This is a genomic window from Gordonia ajococcus (assembly GCF_012974285.1).
Classification (GTDB): Bacteria; Actinomycetota; Actinomycetes; order Mycobacteriales; family Mycobacteriaceae; genus Gordonia; species Gordonia amicalis.
Map to the genome: position 1 here is coordinate 1,207,882 of NZ_CP052884.1, position 19,382 is coordinate 1,227,263.

16 protein-coding genes, 4 tRNA genes and 1 pseudogene are annotated in these 19,382 nt (G+C 67.1%); 13 read left to right on the forward strand and 8 right to left on the reverse strand.

The window, feature by feature from the left end; all coding sequences use genetic code 11:
- Positions 1-21: 21 nt before the first annotated feature.
- Positions 22-1,148, reverse strand: a pseudogene (istA, locus tag GAA2_RS05510) (IS21 family transposase); the annotation flags it as partial.
- On the opposite strand from istA, the gene GAA2_RS05515 reads away from it, so the two are divergent.
- A complete protein-coding gene (locus GAA2_RS05515) occupies positions 1,030-1,854 on the forward strand; it encodes a DDE-type integrase/transposase/recombinase (protein WP_191834799.1) in 825 nt (274 codons plus the stop codon). The pseudogene istA and the gene GAA2_RS05515 overlap by 119 nt on opposite strands.
- On the opposite strand, the gene GAA2_RS05520 is transcribed toward GAA2_RS05515, so the two are convergent.
- The 4 genes from GAA2_RS05520 to GAA2_RS05535 all read right to left on the reverse strand — a co-directional run bounded on the left by GAA2_RS05520 (position 1,822) and on the right by GAA2_RS05535 (position 7,284).
- Positions 1,822-3,999, reverse strand: a complete 2,178-nt coding sequence (locus GAA2_RS05520; RefSeq protein WP_191834800.1) for a hypothetical protein — start codon at positions 3,997-3,999, stop codon at positions 1,822-1,824. The two genes, GAA2_RS05515 and GAA2_RS05520, sit on opposite strands and share 33 nt — an antisense overlap.
- 578 nt (positions 4,000-4,577) lie before the next feature.
- Positions 4,578-5,180 (reverse strand): hypothetical protein, encoded by a 603-nt coding sequence (locus tag GAA2_RS05525; RefSeq protein ID WP_191834801.1) that lies wholly within the window; start codon positions 5,178-5,180, stop codon positions 4,578-4,580.
- A 40-nt stretch (positions 5,181-5,220) separates the two neighbouring features.
- On the reverse strand, positions 5,221-6,726 hold the full coding sequence (locus GAA2_RS05530; RefSeq protein WP_191834802.1) for a nitrilase-related carbon-nitrogen hydrolase: 1,506 nt from the start codon (positions 6,724-6,726) through the stop codon (positions 5,221-5,223).
- Positions 6,727-7,211: 485 nt separating this feature from the next.
- A tRNA-Lys gene (locus tag GAA2_RS05535) sits at positions 7,212-7,284 on the reverse strand.
- A 223-nt stretch (positions 7,285-7,507) separates the two neighbouring features.
- Between GAA2_RS05535 and GAA2_RS05540 the strand changes: the two genes are divergently transcribed.
- The 5 genes from GAA2_RS05540 (at position 7,508) to GAA2_RS05560 (ending at position 9,103) form a co-directional block, all read left to right on the forward strand.
- Positions 7,508-7,580, forward strand: a tRNA-Glu gene (locus GAA2_RS05540).
- A 48-nt stretch (positions 7,581-7,628) separates the two neighbouring features.
- Positions 7,629-7,705 (forward strand) — tRNA-Asp (locus GAA2_RS05545).
- A 27-nt stretch (positions 7,706-7,732) separates the two neighbouring features.
- A tRNA-Phe gene (locus GAA2_RS05550) sits at positions 7,733-7,809 on the forward strand.
- Positions 7,810-8,087: 278 nt separating this feature from the next.
- Positions 8,088-8,717, forward strand: a complete 630-nt coding sequence (locus tag GAA2_RS05555; protein ID WP_024498627.1) for a nucleotidyltransferase domain-containing protein — start codon at positions 8,088-8,090, stop codon at positions 8,715-8,717.
- Positions 8,717-9,103, forward strand: coding sequence for a hypothetical protein (locus tag GAA2_RS05560; protein ID WP_024498628.1), 387 nt, complete (start codon positions 8,717-8,719; stop codon positions 9,101-9,103). Before GAA2_RS05555 ends, GAA2_RS05560 begins: the two co-directional genes overlap by 1 nt.
- 101 nt (positions 9,104-9,204) lie before the next feature.
- Here GAA2_RS05560 and GAA2_RS05565 read toward each other — a convergent pair whose 3' ends face one another.
- Entirely contained in the window at positions 9,205-10,287 is a 1,083-nt protein-coding gene (locus GAA2_RS05565) for a tyrosine-type recombinase/integrase (RefSeq protein WP_024498629.1), read from the reverse strand.
- 345 nt (positions 10,288-10,632) lie between these two features.
- Between GAA2_RS05565 and GAA2_RS05570 the strand changes: the two genes are divergently transcribed.
- From GAA2_RS05570 to GAA2_RS05580, 3 genes are all read left to right on the forward strand, one after another.
- Positions 10,633-11,679 (forward strand): hypothetical protein, encoded by a 1,047-nt coding sequence (locus tag GAA2_RS05570; protein WP_006435402.1) that lies wholly within the window; start codon positions 10,633-10,635, stop codon positions 11,677-11,679.
- Entirely contained in the window at positions 11,676-12,278 is a 603-nt protein-coding gene (locus tag GAA2_RS05575) for an NUDIX hydrolase (protein ID WP_024498630.1), read from the forward strand. The genes GAA2_RS05570 and GAA2_RS05575 overlap by 4 nt, the downstream gene beginning before the upstream one ends.
- 146 nt (positions 12,279-12,424) lie before the next feature.
- Positions 12,425-12,664: a hypothetical protein gene (locus tag GAA2_RS05580; RefSeq protein WP_157228274.1), complete on the forward strand. Its 240-nt coding sequence runs from the start codon at positions 12,425-12,427 to the stop codon at positions 12,662-12,664.
- Positions 12,665-12,761: 97 nt separating this feature from the next.
- Here the strand turns inward: GAA2_RS05580 and GAA2_RS05585 are convergent, their stop codons facing one another.
- Positions 12,762-13,025 carry a cyclic-phosphate processing receiver domain-containing protein gene (locus GAA2_RS05585; protein ID WP_024498632.1) on the reverse strand — a complete coding sequence of 88 codons (264 nt, stop codon included), beginning with the start codon at positions 13,023-13,025 and terminating at the stop codon, positions 12,762-12,764.
- 249 nt (positions 13,026-13,274) lie between these two features.
- Here GAA2_RS05585 and GAA2_RS05590 point away from each other — a divergent pair, with 249 nt between their 5' ends.
- The 3 genes from GAA2_RS05590 to GAA2_RS05600 all read left to right on the forward strand — a co-directional run bounded on the left by GAA2_RS05590 (position 13,275) and on the right by GAA2_RS05600 (position 16,931).
- A complete protein-coding gene (locus GAA2_RS05590) occupies positions 13,275-13,826 on the forward strand; it encodes a YceI family protein (RefSeq protein WP_006435405.1) in 552 nt (183 codons plus the stop codon).
- A 187-nt stretch (positions 13,827-14,013) separates the two neighbouring features.
- Positions 14,014-15,729 (forward strand): adenylate/guanylate cyclase domain-containing protein, encoded by a 1,716-nt coding sequence (locus tag GAA2_RS05595; RefSeq protein ID WP_024498633.1) that lies wholly within the window; start codon positions 14,014-14,016, stop codon positions 15,727-15,729.
- 314 nt (positions 15,730-16,043) lie between these two features.
- Entirely contained in the window at positions 16,044-16,931 is an 888-nt protein-coding gene (locus GAA2_RS05600; protein WP_006435407.1) for an oxidoreductase, read from the forward strand.
- Positions 16,932-17,016: 85 nt separating this feature from the next.
- On the opposite strand, the gene GAA2_RS05605 is transcribed toward GAA2_RS05600, so the two are convergent.
- Complete coding sequence (locus tag GAA2_RS05605) at positions 17,017-17,529, reverse strand: hypothetical protein (protein ID WP_006435408.1); 513 nt, start codon at positions 17,527-17,529, stop codon at positions 17,017-17,019.
- A 227-nt stretch (positions 17,530-17,756) separates the two neighbouring features.
- On the opposite strand from GAA2_RS05605, the gene GAA2_RS05610 reads away from it, so the two are divergent.
- Positions 17,757-19,286: a SulP family inorganic anion transporter gene (locus tag GAA2_RS05610; protein ID WP_374978473.1), complete on the forward strand. Its 1,530-nt coding sequence runs from the start codon at positions 17,757-17,759 to the stop codon at positions 19,284-19,286.
- Positions 19,287-19,382 lie beyond the last annotated feature (96 nt).

Genomic DNA, 19,382 nt, shown 5'->3' on the forward strand with positions numbered 1-19,382 from the left:
CACATTGGAGGCGGCACAAAACCTGGGGTGATTCAAGTCGCGGCGCAGTTCTTTGGCTGCCCGCACGTGCTGAGGGTCGGCGATGGTGACGTGGTTGGCCCAGCTGCGAGCGTGGTCGGCGACGGTGACCTCGCCGCACTGGATGCGCACCTGCTGCAGGTCGGCGGTGATGTCGACGAAGCGACCGATCACCGACGGGTGCACCGAATAGTCATTGCCGGCCACACGACGTAGTAGTCGCGACCGAGTCGCACCCGGCTACTCAACCCGATATGAGGTGCGGTCGGGGGAAGCCCGGCCATCTGCTCGAGGTCCTCGGCGCGCGCATCACACGGGCGTCGATCACCGATCGCGCGCACCACTCGGGTGTTGGCATGATCGGCCAGCCACCGATCGAACTGGGCGGTGAAATCGTCCGGTGAGGCGAACTGGCGGCCCGGCAGGAACGAGGTCTCGAAGAATCGGTTGTTGCCTTCGACCATGCCCTTGTACTCGGGGTCTCGCGGTGGCGCCAGCTCCAGCCGAGTGCCCAAGGTGCCCACGAATCCTGCGGCCAGCGCGGTGGGTGTGCCCTTGGGGCCGATCGCGGCTTCGCGGTCCCACACCAGCTTGCGGGTCACCGCGCCCAGTTGCGACAGCAGCAGCCACATCCCCGTCAGGATGTCTCCGCCCTGGCGCGACGGGATCATCACCGCCGACCGGTATCGGGAGAACGCCAATGTCATCACCAACACCGGTAACATGGCGAATTGATTGTGGCCCACTGGGATTCGGTAGTCCGGGAACCACAGATCCCACTGCGAACAGCCTCCGGGCTCATAGATCACCCGATCGGCCGGATCTACCCCACGAAACTCCGGGCGAATCACCCGGACCCGGTCTTTGAGGACAGTCAACGATCTCGTCCACCCGATCCGCTCCGCGATCACCGTCGCCGGCATCGTCGGATACTCCCGCAACAACGCCCGGATCTGCGGTTCGAACGCATCGACCGCCGAGCCCTTCGCCGGTCGCGAGTACTTCGGCGCGGTGTCTGAGGCCAACGCCGCCCGTACCGTGTTACGGGCCACCCCCAACCGGCGCGCGATCTCCTTGATCGGCACACCCTCACTGCGATGTAAACGGCGGATCTCCGCCCACTGCTCCACTGAAATCACCCTCCTAACAAGACGGGGGTCAAAATTCACCCGTCGTCAGGGGGTCAGTTTTCAGGCGCCGTCAACAACTATCGCTGCCGATGCGCCGAAAGTGGTGTGGGCATTGGACTTCCAGTTCGATTCCACCGTCGACGGCAAGAAGGTCAAGATCGCTTCAATGGTCGACGAGCACACACGGATGTCGCTGCTGAACATCGTCGACCGGTCCATCCCGGCCGATCGGTTGATCGACAAGTTGGAGAAGACATTCGCGATCTGGGGTGGCCCGCCGGTGGTGCTGCGCATGGATAACGGCCCTGAGTTCGTCTCAGAAGCCCTCCAAGGGTTCTGCGCAGGGTCGGTGGGGATCTGCTACATTCCGCTCGGCACACCGTGGAACAACGGGTTCATCGAGTCGTTCAACAATCGGTTGCGTGGTGAGTGTCTGAACCGCATCTGCTGGCCCACACTGCTGGACGTGCGGGTGGTCATCGAAGACTTCGAAGACGACCACAACAGCCGCCCACCGGCACTCAGCGCTGGCCTACCGAACCCCGGCCGAGTACGCAGCCCGATGCACCCACCGACCATCACTCCGTGGGCTGCGAGATCGACTGACGATCCCAACAAGGAACTGGCTCCAGAACTGCCTGGATCGGTGACCGGGACCTGCCACTCGCAGCTATCACCACAACGAGCCGACTATGGAGGAGCCTAGATCGAAAAGCACTTTGCCGGTCGCCCTTGCGCCTTCTCGAACCGCTTCCAGCGGATGCTCTCTGATGTACTGGAAAGTCTCGTCGGTGGAATCGGGGTCGATGTATGACGCCTGCTCGGCGACGTAGCTCCACGTGGTCACCGCGGCCCCGGCCAAGAACACGATGCCGCTCGCCCGTTTGACAACCGGGTTCTGGGCGTACTTGACCGCGTTGGCGGCCGCGGAGGCGGAGATCGCATTCCCCAGGCTTTGTCCGAGCAGTCCAGCGCTCGCACCGAGGTTGCCCGAATAACCTGCAACGAAAGCTGCCACCGCAGTCAGGGCTTTGTTCACGCGTTGGAACCCTGTCAACGCCGTGATGTTCGTCCAGAAGCTCACCACATCACTGAAGCTTTGGCTTCGCAGAAGGGCGTTCAGTGATTTGATGGGCTCGAGGTCCACGCCATAGTCAGCGACAGGAGATTTCACCGGAGAGGTGGGGTCCGTGCCCAGCTCCCCGAGGATCATTGCCGGGTCGGTGTGAGTGGTGGCACCCGTGTAGTAGGAGAATGTCACCGACTGGCCGGGTGCGAGATCGCCGATTTGGTAGACGATGCCAATCGCGTCGTCTGCTGTGGTGGTCGTGCCCGCGGCCTGGTCGAGTCCGGTGAACGCATACGGGTCGGTGTTGCGGAAGCCACCCGAATAGACCTCTGCGCGCGGGTCAGACGAGAAGAGATACACAACGGCCTGCTCGCCAGTGAGACTCTGATGAGCATCGTCGGGGAGGCTCGCTGCGGTGACGAGCGCGTAGCCCTGGCCGGAGTGCTGCCCACCGACAGTGTTGATCGTCGTATTGGCCCCACCGACGTCACGCGAGTTGTCCGGATCGAAGGACCGCATGTAGGTCACGTCGGTCAGGGTTTCGTCGGAGGTGTTGGTCAGGGTCACCGTGGTGAGGTACCCCTTGTCGGCGGAGCCGAACGAATAGTCATGCCTGACCTTCAGGACGTCATTGGCCGTACCCTGTGCGGTCGCCGAGAGTTTATCGCCGGTTGAGGTGTCGGCCACCGAGGTGTCGGTCAGGGTGCCTTGACTCCCGGTCAATCCGCTGAAGCTTCCACGCTCGGATCCGTTGTAGCCAATCGACCATCGTTCTTCGGGGGTGTCCGGCAAAAAGAAGTCGATCGGCGCGTCGACACCGTTTTCGAAGCCGTCCAGGTCGCTGACGAACCCGACGCCACTGCGCGGTGGATGGAAGTCTTCGGGCTTCGTTCCAATCGTGCCGATCGAACCCACCGTGTGCACGCCAAGTTCTATGTAGTCGCCACCCAGGTATACCTGGCCATCGGCGCTGTGACTGCGAGTCCTCGACGAAGCGGCGGCAGCGGTTGTGGTTGCCATGGCCAGGCTGAGCGGGGCGCCTCGGGACGACAACGCGACCGCCGCGGTCGTCAGTATCGGGCCTGCTGGTGCTGCCGAACCCGTGGTCGAACCGGATACGAACGCCGCTGCAAACGGTGTTGTGTTACCGATTGTGACTGGGACACCAACCGGTTCACCGAGGGAGTCAGTTGGTCGCGACGCGGGGTCGTCCGTTCGGGGTGCGGACAACACGAAACCAGGCGTCGGAGATGGCTTTGGTGGATGTGAATCGGGGAGCGATTCGGTTGGTAGTCGGGTGAGCGGCGATGTCGGCAACAGAGCGGAATAAGCGGTCGGTGCGTCGGGCGCCCTCGACGTGTCGGGAACGGGCGGCGGACTCGGCTCGATCGACGGCAGCGGTTCTGCGGCGTCCGACACCGGTGGTTCCTCGACGCTGTCAGCGTCGCCATTCGGTGACTCCTGCCAGGTGTCAGTGGGCGGTGTCGGTTCTACTGTTTCGGAGGAGGTGCCCGAGTCAGCGGGATCTGTGTCCGAAGTCGGATCGGCTGTGGCGGTGGTCTGCGGGTCGGCTTCTGAGGTCACGGGTGCCTCGTAGCCGGAGGTCGGCGCGTCGTCGGCTTGTGCTGTGCCGGCGCCGGCGGTGGAGCCGACAAGCGCGGCCGCTCCGATCCCCAGGGTCAAGGCGCCGGCCCCGAGCCACGCATGTGGATCGGGGCGACTCGCTTGCTTGCGGTGCTTGCCTCGACGTTGCTTCGAACTTTTTCGCTGGGAAAGGCTCATGCGCGATGCTCCATGTTCGAGGGTTGGGGCCCATTGTTCGGTGAACCGAGTATTACCATGCACTACAGTGCGATTCATTCCGGAAGGTAGCTATTGGTTCGGTCGGACTACGAATTCGGCATGAGGGACGGCGTGAACCGTATCGTGCAACCGTTGCTTCGATTCGCTAAGTGACTAAGGGCGTTCGCACCGACGGCCGTCGACGATTCGTGCCCCGGTAACCCTTGGGCCCTCCAGTCCAGTCACCCCGGTCATCGCCTCCGGCGACTGTCGGTCGCCGATCTGTTCCTGGTGGCGGGGAGTTTCTCGCGCGCCATACCTCCAGCACGGGGGTCGCGGTCTCATGCTGTCGCGCTCTGGCGTCGGGTGTCGAAGAGGTTTCCAAGGTGCTGGGCGACTGTTCTTGAGCGGCAGCACGTTTGATGTATCTTCACCCGGCACGTCACTGCCCGCGCACGAATGGGGCGGCAAGAGACGTGTCGATTCGATGGACCAACCGCGGCGATTTCCATGCCGCCGTCGGGACTCAGCTCGGAGCTGGGTGCGTTCGGGTCGTCGTAGATCGCATGCAGGTGGCGCTACTCCGCACCCTCCGCGACCTTTCGTCGACCCGCGTCGGTGAGGGCGAAATACTTGCGGCGCCGATCGGAGCCCGGGCCTGGCTGGGTGGGCGCCACAATGTCGTCGCTGAAGAGGTCGCCAAGGGTTCGCGAAATCTCATCGAGGCGAACATCGATGCCGCCCTTGGTGATCCGTGCCTGCAGTTCGGTCGGCGTGACAGTGCCCTCGGCGATGAGGCCTTCTAGGACGAGCGCTCGGATCTGACCGCGGCGCGTCGTGTCGCCGGGGGTGCGCGCGGTGCCGAGTTGTTCGAGCCGAACGGTCATGAGCTCATTGATCGCCCACAAGGCTCCGGCGAGGTAGGCCTGACGCTCCTTCCCGAGCAGAGCCTTCTCCGGGGTGTTGATCACGTGGCCGTCGACTTCGAGTTGTTCGCGCGCCCCGGCGACCGCGGCTTGGGCAGGCCGAATATCGTCCTCCGGTCCGGCGGCAATCAGGCGGCCGAGGTCGTAGACCAAGCCGATCGCCGGCCGCAGGTCGGGCTCGTTGATCTGGTCTCGAGCGCGTTCCGCGAGGTCGTCGAGAAGTGACACGAGGGAAGCGGCAACCGCTGAAGGCATTGACACAACCTAACACAGGCTCAACTATTGTCAACTATTGTCATCGGTTTGTGTGCACGACGCGCTCGTCAAAGGAGAAGGTCCACAGGCCCGGCTCGTATTCCCCGTCGTTGGTGTTGCCGGCTGGTGCGGCCCAGAAACGATCTGGCAGGTCGGCGTACGGTCCGGCGAACACCGCCTCTGCCCGGTGCCCGGCCGGCGCCTGGGGCGCGTCGATCGGCGACACGGTGTCCGGCCAGCGAGCGGGGCCGTTGGCGATCACCACGAACGCCTGGCTCCGGCGACAGAGAGACGCAGTGGTGCCGATCAGGGAGGCTGTCTTCGGGCTCATCGCGGGTACCAACAGGAGGTTCACTCCGATGGCCGCCAACTGGGCTGCCACCGCGTCGTCCATACCGTCCCGGCAGATCAGCACACACAGCGTCCACCGCTCGCTGACGAAGACACGGATCTCGGTGCCGACTCGCACTCGTTCCACCGCATCACCGATGTACGCGGGGTGCAGTTTCCGAGGCGTCGACACCGAATGATCCGGGCTGAAACCCGCCGTGTGGATCACGAGTCTGCCGTCGTTGGTCATGAATCCGTCATCGTCGGGGCCGCTTCCGACGCCGGTGCACGTCACCGTGGGTCGCGGCTCGGCCGTCTCGCGTCGGGCGCGTTCGAGCAGGGCGGTGTGGACCGCTTCGGTGAGCGTGTACTCCGGCAGGACAAGGATGTCGGCGCCGCGTCGTGCGGCCTGCGTGCTCAATCGGGCGATCCGGTCGGCCTGCGCGGCGGCGTCTTTGGGGCCCAGGTTCGCAAAGGTGCGGCGGGGCTCGTCGCCGAACGCGATGTCGAAGTCGGTGAGGTCACGGTTGGGTTGACCGACCGCGACCGTCAATCGCCCTGATGCACCCACCGGACTCAACCGGTTCCAGCTGTCGAAATCGATGATGTAGGTATACGGTGCGGCGTCGGCGATCCGAAGGTTCCGCGTCTGCGCCAGGTCGCGGTCGGGAAGGTTGTCCGGCCTGGTGTTGGCCGCGTGGGGCGCCAGCCAGCGTCGGGGATCGCGACGACAGACCGGGTACGGCTCGCCAGGGGTCAGGACCACTTCGCCCCGAGCCCGGAACCAGTGCACGTAGGTGTCGCCGGCGAGCTCGTCGATGCTCTCGGCGATACCCCGCGCCACCGCGAGGAGATGCAACCGGGGTGGTAACGACCCGTTTGGGATGGCTTCCCGAGTGGCGAACGCGCGGAGCGCGTTTCGCGTCGCGCGCGACATGATCGACAGCCGCACGACGGTTTCCGGGGCGTCCCCCAGGAGGTCGCGCAGGCCCGGCTCGGCGGTCACCATCGCGGCGAGTGCCCCCACGTGCATCGCAGCTATCGTGTCGAAGGGTTCGCCTGGGGCGAGGCCCGCCCACTCGTCGGTGGACGCCGGAGTCTCCGCGCAGTACCGCAGCAACTCGGCGGACACGGCGAGCCACGTCGCGTCGAGGTCGGGCATCTCGACGACACGGTCGATCATCGCCGCAAACGATGCGGTGTCGTCGGGTGACATCCGTACGGCCTCCGTGGGGATCAGGCGGGAACTCTGCGCGTGTTGTGTCCGGCCATGTTCTCCCCGGCAGCGAGTTCCGCACAGTGTAGCGACGATCGGTGACAGGCGGCGCAATTCTGTTGCGCGGCTTCACCCGCCGGTGATGTCCCGACGGGGTGGTGCGTCCTCGCGCGGGATGGCCTGCTGCGCGGTGCTCGTCGGATGCCGATGGGATGCGCGGCGGTGTCCCGACCGACTGGTGCCGGGCGCAACGCCTTCATGGGTATCGAACCGGCGCGCCCGAGACCGGACGTCTGCGCGCCGCGGGGTTTGCCGGGCGGGTGACGGGGCGGCTGCCGGCGCGACCCGTGTCGGCAGCCACCGCGGTGCTGCCCACCGCGGAGTCGGAGCATCTGCGAGACAGGGTCCCGCAGATGGTCTGTGGGGGAGAGGGGAGGTGGCGCCGCAACGCGCAGGCCGCCGCGAGGACGGTCGCGGGATTGGAGTGCCCCCACCAGGGCTCGAACCTGGGACCTGCGGATTAAAAGTCCGTAGCTCTACCAACTGAGCTATAGGGGCGTACCCGGCGAGCCGGGCGTCGATGAGTTTACAGCCTGCCCCGACGCACTCGACGGGGCCCTCCACGCGTGTCGCCGGGTGATCGCGACGCTGGCCGAGCGGGCCCGCGCACGCGTCGCCGGAGAGTGTCCAAAACAGCGTTTTCTGCCCCTGACCTCACGATTTGTGGTTTGCTCGAAACCTGTCATAAGCTATGCGAGCTCCCAGCGGAGAAGCGAGACCGGCCCCCTTCGTCTAGCGGCCTAGGACGCCGCCCTTTCAAGGCGGTAGCGCGGGTTCGAATCCCGTAGGGGGTACGCCTGGACGGCACTCGGCAACGAGGGTCGGACAGCACAATTGAACAAGGCCCTGTGGCGCAGTTGGTTAGCGCGCCGCCCTGTCACGGCGGAGGTCGCGGGTTCGAGTCCCGTCAGGGTCGCCAAGGTTTCGGTATCCACCGACACCGTCTGGCCAGGTAGCTCAGTTGGTACGAGCGTCCGCCTGAAAAGCGGAAGGTCGTCGGTTCGATCCCGACTCTGGCCACCACGATCAAAAACCTCCCGGTTCACCCGGGAGGTTTTTTCGTGTTCCGGCATCGGGGCCGGGGTGGGTGCCCACGGCGTGGGTCACTGGCCGATGGGGGGCCGGCTGTCGGTGCGGGTTCTCGGTGGTCTATCTGCCCAGTCCGTGATGGAGTCCGGCGACGTCCTCCCGGCTGACGGCGCTGCCTACGGTTGGTCCATCCGGGACGAGCCGCGTGGCCATCCAGCCGTTCTCCAACTATAGTTGTGTTACTCTAACTTTCGTTGGAGAAGGGGTTGGTCATGCAGCTCAACAAGCCGTTCGCCACGGTGACGCCGACCCTGGACGGCGACGTGCTCGCGGTTCTGGCGAGCGCTGATGTCACGTTCACGATCAGCCAGGTCCAGCGCATCCTCGGCACCGCATCAGGCGAAGGCATCCGCAAGGTCCTCAACCGGCTCAGCGCACAGGGCGTGGTGCTGCACGATGAAGTGGGTCGGACCCATACCTACCGCCTCAACACCGAGCATCTCGCGGCCCAGCCGATCATGGCGCTGTCGCGGCTGAACTCGACGTTCCTGCATCGCCTCGAACAGCATCTCACCGAGTGGGAGGGGTCGCTCCGGTACGCCGCGGTGTTCGGGTCGGCGGCGACCGGGCGGATGAGGCTGGACAGCGACATCGACGTGTTCCTGGTGCGCGCCACCGACTCTGAGGACGACGGGTGGGACCAGCGGGTCACCGAGCTCGCTCGTCTGGTCACCGCGTGGACTGGCAACGACGGCCGGATCATCGAGTACACGGAGGACGAGTTGCGCGCCGCGGTCGCCGCCGGTGAGCCTCTGCTCGACGACGTGTCGAAACAGGGCCTGACCGTTGCGGGGACACGGGCCTGGTTCACCGCGCAGCTGCGCCCGGCGAGGAGGTCCTGATGGCGGGACAGCGGAACTGTGACGCCGCGGTCACGGCCGGGCGAATGGCCAAGGCGACCGAGTTCTTCGCGGCCGCCGACCATCTCGGACCGGAGATGCCCAACGCAGCCGGGGACCTCTACGTGGATGCAGGTATCGCAGCCTCGGACGTGATCTGCTGCGTGCGGCTCGGCGTGCACTCCAACACCGGGAACCACAGCGAGGCCGTCGCGTTGCTCAAGCGGGCAGACAGGGGATCCGAGCGGTATCTGAACATCCTCCTCAACCTGAAGAACAAAGCGGCCTACACGCATCAGAACCTCGCCGCCGCGGAGTTGACGAAGATGAGCCGCGCGGCGGAGCACCTGCTCGAGGCAGCCAAGAAGGCCGTGGCCGCCCGCGGGTAGTTCGCTGTTCGTGTCGTGGGCGCGCGGGTGCGGACCCGCATGGCGACGCGGAGAGCTGGGATCTGGCTGGGACGAGGGGAATTGCCGCGCGGTAGGGGTTGTCACCGGTCGGAGCGGATCGCGGTGAGGCGCGCATCGAGCGCCGCGGCCACCGCGTCGAGCTCGCCGTCGAACAGGTCGGCATAGGTGTGGGCGGTCACCGTGATCGACGCGTGCCCCATCGCCACCTGCAGCAGACGCAGATCCGCGCCGGCCGCGCGGGCCAGACTCGCATAGGTGTGGCGCAGATCGTGCACCCGCAGTGCCGGGTAGCCCAGCGCGGTGACCTGCTCACGCCACCGCACCGCGCGCACCCAGTTCTCCCGGCTCAGCCGCGCCCCGCGCGGTGAGGTGACCGCCGGGGCGGTGCGGGCACGTCCACCGATCCGGGCGGCCAGCACCGCCACCACGGACCCCGGGATGGGCACGGTCCGCAGCCCGGCGCGGCTCTTCGGGGTGCCGGTCACCAGTCGCCCGCCGACCTGGGTCATCGACCGCCGCACCGAGATCCGGCGGCGGACCAGATCGACGTCGGCCACGTTCAGCCCGGTCAGCTCACCCCAGCGCAGCCCGGTGTAGGCCAGGATGCGCACGATGTCACCCTGCGCGCCGCACCGCCCGGCGAGCTCGTCGACCTCGGCGTGGGTGAGGTAGAGGTGCTCGGCCGGCACCAGCGGCGGAAACACCGTCACCTCGGCCGGGTTCTTCACCAGCAGACCCTCGAGCACGGCGTGCGCCAGGATCATCCGCAGCAGCGAATGCCGCCACCTTTTGGTGCGCGGCGCACAGTCCATCGCGTTCACCCACGTCTGGATCGACGCCCGGTCCACCCGGGTCACCGGCCACGCCCCGAACTGCGGCTGCACGTACAGCCGCCAGTTGTCCTCGAAACCCCGCCGGACCTTCGGGGTCACGTCCTGGCGGGTGGCCAGCCAGGACGCATAGACCGCGGCGACGGTGAACGCGTCGCCGCGATGCGGGTCGAACACCACACCCCGGTTGCGGGCGGCGATCACCTCGGCCTCGAAGGCCTGCGCCTCGCGCCGCGTGCCGAACGTCTTGCTCCGGGTCCGCCGGTCGGGCAGCCGCCACTGCACCCGCCAGCGCAGCTCACCCGACCCCGTCCGGTACTTGGTGATGCTCATCGGCGCCGACGAGCTCGTCGCAGCCGGTGCGGCCGCGGGGGTGTCGTCGCCGGTGCGCCGACAGTGTCCACGGCGGTGCCTCCCTCGGGGTCGGATGCGGGGTCGGGGGGTCGGGGGCACACCTCGCCCGCGGCGGGTGCGGCAGTGCCCGGCCCGTCGACGTCGTCGACAATGAGACGCGCCCGGCGGCCGTCCGGTTCCCATCACCGGAAGGCGGCACCCCGGCCGGGGAGGGATCTCCCACGGACGCCGCCTCGTACACGGCACAGACCCGTCGCCGTTTTTCACCGGCCGGAAGGTCCGGGTGGCCACATACTTCTCTGCATGAGAAATCGCGCCACGTCGGTGCTCATCCGCAGCGTCTACGGGACCGCGGCCGTCGAGTGGTTCCTGATCCTGGCGATCGGCACGATCCTCATCACCCGGCTGTACCTGCACCTGACCGGCTACCCGCAGATCGGTGGCGGCACCCTGCACATCGCCCACGCCCTGTGGGGTGGTGCGCTGATGATGCTGGCGCTGATCACCGGCTGGCTGTTCCTGGGCGCCACCGCGCGGGTGACGGCGGTGGTGTTGGGCGGCATCGGTTTCGGGCTGTTCCTCGACGAGGTCGGCAAGTTCGTCACCCGCGACAACGACTACTTCTACGGGCCGTCGGCGGAGATCATGTACGTCCTCGTCGTGCTGGTGTTGCTGATCAGCCGCATCGTCCGCGACTTCACCCCGCCGACCGGTGCCGAAGCCCTCGCCAACGCGGCCTCGATCGCCGCCGACGGCGTCGCCCACGGCCTGCCGGAGCGTCGTCGGCGACAGGCCGAGGAATTCCTCGAGATGGCCGCCGCCAAGGGCTTCGACGCCGCCACCGTCGACCAGGTGCGCGGCCTGCTCGACTCGAGCAAGGGCACACCGGACCGGCTGATGATCCTGCGGGACCGGGCCGTCGGCCTGATCCCCGACTTCTTCCGCAGTCCGCGCTGGGTGCCGGTCGTCGGCTGGAGCCTGGTGGCCTTCTCCACGGTCACCGTCGTCATCGGCGCGCTCAGCTTCGTGTTCACCAAGGACCGCTTCGACGACATCGACATCTACATCGAACTCGCCGACAACCGCATCGCCACCTGGATTCTGTTCCTCAGCGGCATCGCGACGCTGGCGCTGGCGTTGCCCGCCATGCTGGCCCGCCGGCGGGGGATGGCCGGGATCTGGCCGCTGCGCACCCTGCGCATCGCGTCGCTGGTGTTCATGCTGAGCAACGCCCTCGTCGACTTCGCGCTCGAAGGCTTCGGCGCGGTGCTCAACCTCGGCATCGGCCTGTTCGCACTGAGCGTGGTCAGCTATCACCTCGGGCAGGCGGTCACGGCGTCGGACGGGAAACGTGATCAACTGAGGGTGTGACTCACCTCGAACGGGCCGTGGCGGCCGAGCGCGTCGAACGGTTCGCACCCCGCAGGGTCGACGTCCCGGGCGCGCGGCCGGCATCCGTGGTGCTGACGGTGGCCGAGAAAGACGGCAGGCAGGGGATCTGGCTGTGCAAACGGCCCCCGACCATGCGGCGCCACGCCGCCCAGTTCGCGCTGCCCGGCGGCCGGCTGGACCCGGGGGAGGACCACATCACCGCGGGACTGCGCGAGCTCGACGAGGAACTCGGGGTGCAGCTGCCGCCCAGCTCGGTGCTGGGCACCCTCGACGACTACCCGACGCGCTCGGGCTTCGTGATCACCCCCATCGTCTGCTGGGCCGAGGACTACCAGGAGCCCACGCCGAACCCCGCCGAGGTGGCGCAGCTGTTCTTCGTGACGTTCGCGGAACTCGCCGTGCAGCCCCGGTTCCTGACGATCCCGCAGTCGGAGCGCCCGGTGATCCAGCTGCCCATCGTCGAGGCGCTGGTGCACGCGCCCACCGCGGCGGTGATCTACCAGTTCGCCGAAGTCGTGCTGCGCGACCGCCACACCCGCGTCGACGAGTTCGAGCAGCCGGTATTCGCCTGGAAATAGACCCCTTCTGGGCCTTGTGACCGAATCGTACGGTCGTCCCACCGGATTGTGTCGTTCTCAGATACGTTCTGCGACAAGAATTTCCACCGATCAGACGACACGGATTCGGCTGGCGGGTCACTCGCCGGTTGGGCATGATTGCGGGCGTGACAGATGCCAACTCGTCGAACGCGGCGAACCCGCCCGTCGACGGCCGCTCACCGGACCGGGCTCCGGCAGCGACCCCGCAACCGCCGGCGACCGAGCCGGCGAAGGTCGTGTACCGCTACGAGTACAACGACCCCTACGCGCCCATGTCCACGCGCAAGCAGGTGCTGCTGGGCTGCGCGATCTCCCTCGTCGTGATCGCCTTCATGGTGGCCGCACTTCTCATCGGGCGCGGATAGTCCGCTCACAGCGCCGGGACCGGGGGCCGGGATCGGTTCCGGTGACTCACCGTTGACGTCCTAGGCGGGCACGACGCCGCGCCTCACGCGTTCAGGATCATGGGCGGTAGCGGTCGACCATGCCCGTCAGCCACTCGACACCCACGGGGTTGGCGCTGTGCACCCGCACGACCTCGGGCCATACCTCGTGCTCGCACATCCACAACACCACCGGACGCGTCGTGTCGTCGCCGCCGAGGTCGTGATCGAGAGACGGCTCCGTCACGGCATGATCGGTCAGCATGCCGATCGCCTCCGCGCTCGTCTTCGCCCACGCCCAACCGTCGGGAGGCGTGCGCAGATCATCGACCCACAGCTTCATGGCGGTCCATCCTCTCAGATGGCTGGTGCCGGCCGCTCGGCGTCGCGCGAGTGGGAGCCATCGACCCCGCCGGCGGTGGACGCTGCGCAAAATGGGGGCCGCAAACTCGACTTCCGCCATCGGGTGATGTGTCTCACACGAGAAAGTCGGCCCCGGGGAATAAAACCGGACCGAGGTCCGTTTACGGTGGCGATGGGTCGACCAGGCCCACGCGAACCAACCACCTCGCTCGTCTGGAAGGACGCAATCATGACCGCAGCCACCACCGTCAAGGCCCCGATCCCCGCCGGCACCTGGAACATCGACGCCGTCCACTCGGCCGTCGGCTTCTCCGTCAAGCACCTCATGGTCAGCAAGGTGCGCGGCACCTTCGACACCTTCTCCGGCACCATCACCGTCGCCGAGGACGGCACCCCGGCCGTGCAGGCCGAGATCGACGTGACCTCGATCAACACCAACAACGAGCAGCGCGACGGCCACATCAAGTCGGCCGACTTCTTCGACGCCGAGCAGTTCCCCACGGCCACCTTCGTCTCCACCGGCGTGCGCGCCAAGGGCGACGACTACATCCTCGACGGCGACTTCACCCTCAAGGGCGTCACCAAGCCGGTCAGCCTCGAGCTCGAGTACAACGGCACCAACCCGGGCATGGGCCAGGGCGTCGTCGCCGGATTCGACGCCAAGACCGTCATCAACCGCAAGGACTTCGGCATCGACATCGAGATGCCCCTCGAGGGTGGCGGCGTCGTCGTCGGCGACAAGATCACCATCACCCTCGAGATCGAGGCTCTCCAGGCCTGATCTCCCGCACACCCCCGACCGGACTCGACACCCCTGAGTCCGGACGGTGCACGGACCGGCATCCACGCATCCCCCGCGTGGGTGCCGGTCTGTTCTCACCCGCCCGGTCGACAAGGGACTTTTGATGTGTCCTCGGTTACACACGCTTCGGTAGGCTGCCAGTATCGCCTTCAGGCAGGAGAAGCCCATGGGACGCAGGCGCCGCACCCGCCGTGGCGTGCCGTGGACGCGACTGAGACACCGCACCTCCGGGATGCTGTGGGGACTGCCCACGGTTCCGAGCCCCAAGACGTGGGCTCGCGTCGGCCCGGAGATGCGGGCCCGCATCGCCCGCCACGCGACCGTCACGGCGATGACCGGTGTCGTCGCCAGTAACGCGCTGATCGGCGTCGAGACCTTCCTCCTCGTCCAGCTGGCCTTCAACGGCGGGCAACTCACCTTCGCCGAAACGCTCGGCGCCCCCAACTTCCCGGCCGTCGTCGGCGCGATCATCACCGGCCTGCTGGTCAACCTGCTGCTCGGACTGCTGGTCTTCCGACCCCAGCTGCACTGGTTCATCAGCTGCCGGCCCGCCGACCATGCGCGTCGACGCTCGGTGCAACGCATACCCGGATTCCAGCTGCTCGTCACCGTGGTCGCGTGGTTCGGCGCCGCGCTGTTCTATGTGCTCGTCGCCGACGACCTCACCGTCGCGACCGTCGCCGGCGTCGCGGTGGCGTTCAGCCTCGCCGGCATGTCGAGTGCCTGCCTGACCTATCTGTTCGTCGAACGCGCCGCCCGACCGCTGGCCATCGTCGTCCTCGAGGACTTCCCGGCCAACCACGTCATGAACGGCGTCCGGATCCGGCTGCTCGCGGTGTGGGCGGTGAGTTCGGCGGTGCCGATGATCGGGCTGCTGACCGTCAACGCCGGCCGCTTCACCGGGATGCTGCCCGAGGTCTACGGCGCCGTCGACTGGACCACCGTCGTGCTCACCATCGTCGGACTCCTCGCCGGGGCCCGCGTCATCGTCCTGGTCGGACAGGCCATCACCGACCCGCTGACCGAGATGCGCCAAGCCGTCCACCGCGTCGACCACGGCGACTACAACGCCCGCGTCCCCGTCTACGACTCGTCGGAACTCGGTGTGCTGCAACACGGATTCAACGTGATGGTGCAGGGACTCGCCGAACGCGACCGGATGCGGGAGATCTTCGCCCGCCACGTCGGCGACACCGTCGCCGAACTCGCCATCAGCGACGGCGTCGGCATGCACGGCACCAACACCGAGGTGGGCGTCCTGTTCGTCGACATCGTCGGCTCGACGCGGCTGTCCCAGGACCGTAGTCCCGACGACGTCGCCGAACTGCTCAACGCGTTCTTCAGCATCGTCTTCGACGTCGTCGACCAGCACTCCGGCTTCGTCAACAAATTCGAGGGCGACGCCGCGCTCGCCGTCTTCGGGACGCCCGTCGAACTCGACGACCCGGCCGGGCACGCGCTCGCCGCCGCCCGCGACCTCGCCGACCGCCTCGCCAAGAGCCTCGACATCCGGTGGGGGATCGGCGTCTCCTTCGGCGAGGTCTTCGCCGGCAACATCGGCGCCGAACGACGCTACGAATACACCGTCATCGGCGACCCGGTGAACGAATCCGCCCGCCTGTCCGACATGGCCAAGACCGGTCGCGTCCCCGCCCTGGCCAGCGGCGCCGCCCTCGACGCGGCCGGCGCGGAAGCCGACGAATGGGAACTCCTCGGCAGCCGCATCATGCGCGGCCGAACCCAGCCCACCGAGTTCTACGCCCCCACCGACCTCGTCGAACGACTCGGCTCGTCGCGCAACCTGATCGCCGAACTGCTTCGCCCGGCACGACGCATCGTCGGCGCCAGTCCACTGCGGCTGACGACGTTCTTCGGCGGGTGAGCACCGGAACGTCGGGACTGTCTGCTCGAGATGACTCGCCGTGTTCTGTTGGTTGAGCCGGTAGTGAGCGAAGCGAGTCACCGCGTCCTGCGGGTCGAGCGGAGCGAGCCACCGCGTCCTGCGGGTTGAGCCGGTAGCGAGCGAAGCGAGCCACGCGTCCTGCAGGTTGAGCCGGTAGCGAGCGAAGCGAGCCACCGCGTCGAAACCCCCCGGCCGCTCGAGACGGATCGTTGACGCCGTCCTACGTCGTCAATAGCGTGGGCCGCAGGATCGCGGTGACGACGCCGGGGCCACACACCACCCAGGGGGTTGCGATGAACGATTGGACGTCAGCGAACATTCCGGATCAGACAGGCCGCACCGTCGTGGTGACCGGCGCCAACAGCGGCCTCGGGGCCGAGACGGCCAAAGCGCTCGTCGCCGCCGGCGCGCACGTCATCCTGGCCTGCCGCAACACCACCAAGGCCGACGCCGTCGCGTCGAAGCTGGGACCCAACGCGACGGTCGCCGAACTCGACCTCGCCGACCTCGCCTCGGTCCGCTCCTTCGCATCGAGCTTCACCGGCGCCGACGTCCTCATCAACAACGCCGGACTCATGGCCGTACCGCTGCGGCGCACCGCCGACGGCTTCGAGATGCAGATCGGCACCAACCACCTCGGTCACTTCGCCCTCACCGCGCTGCTGCTGCCGAAGATCACCGACCGCGTCGTCACCGTGTCGTCGGGCGTGCACCAGATCGGGAGGATCCAACTCGACGACCTGAACTGGGAACAGCGCCGCTACCGCCGCTGGCAGGCCTACGGCGACTCCAAACTGGCCAATCTCATGTTCGGGCTCGAGCTCGCCAAACGACTCAAGGACGCCGGCTCGTCGAAGCAGTCGTTCATCGCCCACCCCGGTTATGCCGCAACGGAATTGCAGGGCCGCAGCGAGAACTTCACCGACGTCGTGGCGAAGCTGGGCAACAAGCTGCCGATCGCGCAGTCCGCCGCCGACGGGGCGTTGCCGCAGCTGTACGCCGCCACCATGTCGGGACTCGAATCCGGCACGTACTTCGGGCCGACCAAATTCTTCGGCCTCCACGGCGCGCCCGGACGGAACAAGTACAAGAAGGTCGCCGACGACGAGTCGTTCCGTGCGCGGCTCTGGGCCGAATCCGAACGTCTCACCGGGGAGAAGTTCGACGTGTCGGCGGGGTGAGTGCCGCAGCTCCTCACATACAGTGCGGGCTCAGTGCTGGAAACCAGCACTCAGCCCGCATTGTGCTACGTCCCCGGCCGGTGAATCACTCGACCGAGAACGCGATGCTGTTCGATGCGCCCGAGATCAGGTCGGTGACGCGGATGGTGAAGTTGCCGCCGCCCTTGAAGAAGTAGGACTTCACCGCGGTGCAGTCCTGCGTCTTGTACAGCGCCGCTTCCTTGGGCACCTTCGGTCCGGCGAGGCGGACCTCCATGCGGCACTCGTTGCCGTCGACGATGGGGCCGGAGGCGATGATCGAGTTCCAGCGCACGCCGAGGCGTGAGTTCTTCGCGAAGGTGCCCGGCGTCGTCTCCTTGGCGCCCTTCGGGTTGTAGGCCCAGACGTTGATCGACTTCACGCCGTTCGGCGCGCCCGCGCGGCCGAGCTTGCCGTAGTGGGTGACCTTGTCGCCCGACGACCCCAGCGCGGCGCTTCCGGAGTCCAGGCTGCCGCTGGCGCTGCCGAACAGGTCGTCGACCGGGTTGGCCGTCGCCGGGGCGATCGGGATCAGCATGGCGGCAGCAACCAACAAACCGGCGACACCGGAGCGCTTCATCGAGTTTCCCCCTCGTGATTTATAACGAAACGATTTAAGCATCGTCGCCGCAACTGTGCTGTGTCCCACTTCACACCCCGGGGCGCGGGTGTTCTCTGGGGGCAACAGGCCGATCGCGCAGCGAGCGATACGGCGGCCGAGGGGCGGACCGTCCGACGATGTGAGTGTGCGGGTCGCGGACGAGTAGAGTTCCGCGGGTTCACCACCCCGATCCAGAGGAGTCCGCGGTGCGGAAGTCCGCGCAGACCGCCCCCGACGCGGTGTCACCGGCCACCATCTCGCCGGCCGACCGCCAGTCCGTCCTGCTGACGCTGCGCTCACCGAGTCGGCTGCGCACCGAGGTCCTCGCCGGACTCGTCGTCGCGCTGGCCCTGATCCCCGAGGCGATCTCGTTCTCGATCATCGCCGGCGTCGACCCGCGGGTCGGCCTGTTCGCGTCGTTCACGATGGCGGTGACCATCGCGATCGTCGGCGGACGACCCGCGATGATCTCGGCCGCGACCGGTGCGGTCGCGCTGGTCGTCGCACCGCTCGTCGAGAGTCACGGCCTGCAGTACCTGATCGCCGCGGTGCTGCTCGGGGGCATCTTCCAGGTCCTGCTGGGTGCGCTCGGGGTCGCCAAGCTGATGCGATTCATCCCGCGCAGTGTGATGGTCGGCTTCGTCAACGCGCTGGCCATCCTCATCTTCTCCGCGCAGGTGCCGCATCTGCTGGGCGTGCCGTGGCTGGTGTACCCGATGGTGACCGCCGGTATCGCGATCATCGTCTGGTTCCCGCGCCTGACGACCGTGGTGCCGGCGCCGCTGGTCGCCATCGTGCTGCTGACCGCGGTCACCCTGATCGCGAGCCTGAACGTGCCGAATGTCGGTGACGAGGGCGAACTCCCGGACAGCCTGCCGACGCTGCTGGTGCCCGACGTGCCGTTCACCTGGGAGACCGTCACCGTCATCGCGCCGTACGGTCTGGCCATGGCCGTCGTCGGTCTCCTCGAGTCGCTGATGACCGCGAAACTCGTCGACGACATCACCGACACCCACTCCAACAAGTCCCGCGAAGCCGTCGGGCAGGGAGCCGCCAATCTGGTCACCGGCCTCTTCGGCGGCATGGGCGGCTGCGCGATGATCGGCCAGACGATGATCAACGTCAAGGAATCCCGTGCACGCACCCGGATCTCGACGTTCCTGGCCGGCGTCTTCCTGCTGATACTCGTCGTCGGACTGGGCGATGTGGTCGCCAAGATCCCGATGGCCGCGCTCGTCGCCGTGATGATCATGGTGTCGGTCGGCACCTTCGACTGGCACAGCATCAACCCGAAGACGTTGCGCCGCATGCCGAAGTCGGAAACCGTCGTGATGCTGGCGACGGTCGCGGTGACGGTCGCGACGTCGAATCTGGCGTACGGCGTCGTCGTCGGCGTGCTGACCGCGTCGGTGCTGTTCGCCCGTCGCGTCGCGCATATGACGGAGGTGGTCGAGGTCGCCGGACCCGACGCCGACACGCGCGTCTACAAGGTCCGGGGCGAACTGTTCTTCGCCTCGAGCAACGACCTCGTCTACCAGTTCGATTACACCGCCGGCGAGTCCCACATCGTCATCGACCTCAGCGACTCGCACGTCTGGGACGCGTCGTCGGTGGCGACCCTCGACGCGATCACCACCAAGTACGAGGCCAAGGGCAAGGACGTCACGATCGTCGGGCTCAACGACGCCAGCGCCGAACGGCACGGCCGGTTGAGCGGGCACCTCGGCGGGGAGTAGCCCGGTGCCGTGCCGGTTCCGACTGCTGGCTGAGCCGGTACCGAGCGCAGCGAGGCACCCTACTGCTGGCCGAGCCGGTTCCTCGCGCAGCGAGGC